Here is a 558-nt window from a genome sequence, read left to right on the forward strand (position 1 = left end):
CCTCGTCCCGCGCCAGCGCGAGTGCGTCGGCCGAGCGACCGGTGCTGTGCAGGACCAGCGCGACCTCCGACCGCCACGGCGCCACCGCGGGATTGCCGATGTCCTGGTGCGCCACCAGTTTTCCGCACTCCAGCAAATCGTCGACCGCACTGCCGGCCATCCCGGTCGCCGCACGCAGCCGTCCGCTGGCCAGCCTGGCCACCCACGACTCCGGCAGTTGAACGAGCAGCTCCGCGCATTCCGCGTGGTCGCCGAGCTCGATCAGGACGTCGGCCTGCGCCAGGACGGCGCCGTCCGTCGCCGCACCGCAGCGGGTGAGCAGGTCGACGCCGGTGCGCGCATCTCGTGCCGCGGCGTCCAGTCTGCCGAGGTGGCGAACGACCACCGACCGGGTGGAGTGGGCCGCGCCGAGCGCCGGAAGGTGTTGCGCGCGCTGCGCCATCGCCTATGACCAGGTTGGTGTGGTGCAGGTGCCTCGTCCAGTCTGCCCGCCCACGTCAGGACGTCCGCGGCACGCAGGAAGTCCGGTGCGTCGGCGGGTGTCAGCGTTCCGCTGAG

Annotated in this window: 1 pseudogene; it reads right to left on the reverse strand. The window is 72.6% G+C overall.

From position 1 onward, the window contains the following. A pseudogene (locus tag FXN61_RS49960) lies at window positions 1-442 on the reverse strand (hypothetical protein); the annotation flags it as partial. Window positions 443-558: the final 116 nt, after the last annotated feature.

Source organism: Lentzea indica (assembly GCF_012184385.1).
In the GTDB taxonomy this organism is placed as follows: domain Bacteria; phylum Actinomycetota; class Actinomycetes; order Mycobacteriales; family Pseudonocardiaceae; genus Lentzea; species Lentzea indica.